This window comes from Lysinibacillus sp. 10T31 (genome assembly GCF_056394365.1).
Genome location: NZ_JBFTHS010000273.1, coordinates 1 through 364 on the forward strand (window position 1 = coordinate 1; position 364 = coordinate 364).

The 364-nt window shown below is 67.9% G+C and carries 1 protein-coding gene; it reads right to left on the reverse strand.

The features are described from left to right. The coding region (locus AC1DCY_RS28010) for a hypothetical protein (RefSeq protein ID WP_477356132.1) at nt 1-364 on the reverse strand (364 nt) is incomplete at both ends.

The following is a 364-nucleotide window of genomic DNA, read 5'->3' on the forward strand; positions in this document are numbered from 1 at the left end:
GCACCGAAGCGGGTGCTCAACCAGTTCACCAGATGCAACTGGCTCTGCAGGCGGAACTCGCGTGCCAACGAGCGTGTGGGAGCATTGCCGCCGCCGACCAGCGACGCAGCACGCGCCTGGTCCAGTTCGGCCTGCTTGCTGGCCAGGAAGGCATCGGCACCGGCGGCATCGCCGCTGTAGCCGAACTCACGCTGCAGCCATTGCGGCAGCGTCAGTTCGCCACTGTAGATCGACACGGCCTTGCCAGGCTGCTCGGACAGCGGCCGCTCCGGATCGGCCAGGTTCACTGCATCCAGGTAGCGCGCGGCAAATGCGTTCCAGTCCGCACCCGCGCCCATGCCGGCGGCCACGACGATGCTGGCAC